The following is a 3,027-nucleotide window of genomic DNA, read 5'->3' as shown; positions in this document are numbered from 1 at the left end:
AATAAAAGGCCGTGACGAAGATGATTCACGGTATTTTTATTTTTTTAAGGAATTAAAGGAATCATGATCGTGTACTATCCGACATTTGAGACATTTAAAAAGTTGGCAGAGAAAGGGAACCTGATCCCCCTTTACCGAGAGATCATGGCCGACATGGAAACGGCCGTTTCAGCCCTCAAAAAACTCAGTTCCAGATCTCACGTCTTCCTTCTGGAAAGCGTGGAGGGGGGTGAAAAATGGGGACGCTACACCTTCCTCGGATCAGATGCACGGGTAATTTTCAGTATCCGGGGAGATGATGTTCTGATCCGGGAAAATGGAGAGATTCGCCGCTACAAGCACAGGGGGGATCCCCTGGCGTTTCTGAAGGAACTGCTTGGCAGATACCGCCCTGTTCTCCTCCCGGGACTCCCCCGGTTTTATGGCGGTGCGGTGGGTTTTTTGGGTTATGAGATGGTCCGCTATTTCGAACGGCTCCCGGCCAGGGCTAAAGATGACCTGCAAACGGATGATGCCGTCTTTCTGATCACCGATACTCTGATTATTTTTGACAATGTAAAACACACGATAAAGGTGGTGGCCTGTGCCTTCACCGGGGAAGGAGATGATCTCAGGAAGGTTTACGAGGCCTGTACGAGAAAAATAGAAGAGATGATCTCCCTACTGGATAGCCCCATGGAAAAGAGAAAAAGTCCCCCGCAGAAAGAAAAGGAGATTTCTTTTCTGTCCAATATGGCGCTGGAAGACTACAAGGCTATGGTCAGAAGGGCCAAGGAGTATATCGTTGCCGGCGATGTGATCCAGGTCGTCCTCTCCCAGCGGTTTCAGAAGGAAAATGGCATGGATACCGTTGACCTCTACCGTGCGCTTCGTTATGTCAACCCCTCTCCCTACCTGTTTTTCCTGAAACTTGACGATCTTGTCCTCATCGGTTCCTCGCCGGAGGTAATGGTCCGTCTTGAGGAAGGGGTCGTGGAATTGCGGCCCATCGCCGGGACGAGGAGAAGGGGAAAGAACGAACAGGAGGACAGGATGCTCTCCGATGAACTCCTCCAGGATCCCAAGGAACGGGCGGAACATGTCATGCTCGTTGACCTGGGGAGGAATGACCTGGGAAGGATCGCCCGGATCGGCTCTGTTCAGGTCAATCAATTGATGGTCGTGGAGAGGTATTCCCATGTCATGCATCTCGTTTCCAATATCCAGGCCCAATTAGCGGATGGTAAAGATGCCTTCGATGTCCTGAAAGCGACCTTTCCGGCAGGCACCCTGACCGGCGCCCCGAAGATCAGGGCCATGGAGATCATAGAGGAAATGGAGCCCTCCCGGAGAGGACCTTACGGCGGAGCCGTCGGCTATTTCAGCTTCACGGGGAATATGGATTTCTGTATCACCATCCGAACTATCGTGATCAAGGATGGAAAGATACTTATCCAGGCAGGCGCCGGCATCGTGGCAGACTCTGATCCCGATGCGGAGTACCAGGAGACGGTCAATAAGGCCGAGGGGATGATACAGGCCGTTTGTCTGGCCGCTTCAGGGTTCGAAATAACACCGGAATAAAGTGGGGCAGAAAATATATTGAGAAAGGTCAATACATCGTCCTTTGAGGGAAACAAAAGATGATCCTGATGATTGATAATTACGATTCCTTTACCTATACCCTTGTCCAGTACATTGGTCAGTTGGGCGAGGAGGTGATCGTCTACCGGAACGATGAGATATCTCTGGAAGATATCGAGAAATTAGCGCCGGAAGGCATATTCATTTCACCCGGTCCCTGCACCCCCGAGAAGGCAGGGATCAGCGTTGACGTGATCAGGCGCTTTTATAAAACCATTCCCTTTCTGGGGGTATGCCTGGGACATCAGGCCATCGGCCATGCCTTTGGCGCCAACGTGGTCAGGGCTGAGAGGATCATGCACGGAAAGACCTCCCCGATCATCAATGACGGACGGACAATCTTCAGGGGTCTCCCCAATCCCTTCGCCGCCGGCCGCTACCACTCCCTGATCGTGGAGAGGGATTCCCTTCCCCCCTGTCTGGAAATCAGCGCCGAAACCACAGAAGGAGAAATCATGGGGATCAGGCGCCGGGAATACCCGGTAGAGGGAATTCAGTTCCATCCAGAATCGGTTCTTACGCCACATGGAAAGAGAATTATCAAGAATTTTTTAGAGCTGATAAGATAGTATAAAGTCGTAAGTCATACGCCATACGGCTGGAGTGATAAATGAAATTAAGAAATTCGAGGATGTAAAGGCGTGGCAAAAGGCAAGAGAGTTAGAGAAGGAGGTTCTGCTCTTGACTTACGACGGCGGAACTTGTCAATGAAAATGAGACACCTCCGACAAAAATTTAGTGTACCGCCGCATCACATCGCGCATATCATCAAGAATCTTCCTTGACATAGCTTTCTTCCTATATTATCGTATTTTTTACAATGAGAGAGAATATACTATATTGAATATTGAAAGCAAGCAAATTTGCCTGTTTGTCTGTCCAATATCAGGATATCAGGCAAAATTGCTCTATATGTAAATGTTAGATCACAAAGGGAGGAACACATGGCAATCTCAAAGTCAGATGCAGAGAAGATGCGGCTGTTGGCTCAAGAGGGAAAGCAGATTACAAAGATCGTGTTGGAAGACTTCCCACACTTGGATTATTGGGAAGTTTACTTCGAGGTTTATTCAGTCGGAGAGCGGAGTTCTCAAGGCATCAAGTACATGATCACGGCCCGCCTCAATGCAATGGCCGCGAGCACGAGCAAGTCAGAGCGCACCGCTATTGCCGAAGAGCTTCACGAACTTGTTTGGCATCTCTACGAGAACCACAAGACCAACCAAAAGAAGCTGTCAAAAATCAGGGCGGCGCTAGGAGCGTGATCTAACAAATCGCTCAAGCGGACGGGCGTGAAACGTGGTTGATTTTTCTGGAAGGCCCGTAGCCGCCCGCCGCTTACCTTCGACGTTATGTTCTGAACATTCCAATCGATATGTTGCTACGATATGAACGGAGGATTTA

Annotated in this window: 3 protein-coding genes; all 3 read left to right on the top strand. The window is 49.7% G+C overall.

Translation table 11 applies throughout. From position 1 onward, the window contains the following. The first annotated feature begins 63 nt into the window (after window positions 1–63). On the top strand, window positions 64–1,563 hold the full coding sequence (gene trpE, locus QMD03_10000) for an anthranilate synthase component I (GenBank protein ID MDI6777543.1): 1,500 nt from the start codon (window positions 64–66) through the stop codon (window positions 1,561–1,563). A gap of 59 nt (window positions 1,564–1,622) precedes the next feature. Continuing rightward, window positions 1,623–2,192 carry an aminodeoxychorismate/anthranilate synthase component II gene (locus QMD03_09995; GenBank protein ID MDI6777542.1) on the top strand — a complete coding sequence of 190 codons (570 nt, stop codon included), beginning with the start codon at window positions 1,623–1,625 and terminating at the stop codon, window positions 2,190–2,192. 375 nt (window positions 2,193–2,567) lie between these two features. Beyond that, the gene (locus QMD03_09990) at window positions 2,568–2,888 is read left to right on the top strand and encodes a hypothetical protein (GenBank protein ID MDI6777541.1); all 321 of its coding nucleotides are present in this window, start codon (window positions 2,568–2,570) and stop codon (window positions 2,886–2,888) included. Window positions 2,889–3,027: the final 139 nt, after the last annotated feature.

Source organism: Syntrophales bacterium, assembly GCA_030018935.1.
Taxonomy (GTDB): Bacteria; Desulfobacterota; Syntrophia; order Syntrophales; family CG2-30-49-12; genus CG2-30-49-12.
This window is presented reverse-complemented; position numbering and strand designations above follow the sequence as displayed.

Bases quoted from the DNA above. Each gene is read 5' to 3' on its own strand.
- trpE (MDI6777543.1), top strand. From the start codon at position 64: ATGATCGTGTACTATCCGACATTTGAGACATTTAAAAAGTTGGCAGAG.
- QMD03_09995 (MDI6777542.1), top strand. From the start codon at position 1,623: ATGATCCTGATGATTGATAATTACGATTCCTTTACCTATACCCTTGTC.
- QMD03_09990 (MDI6777541.1), top strand. From the start codon at position 2,568: ATGGCAATCTCAAAGTCAGATGCAGAGAAGATGCGGCTGTTGGCTCAA.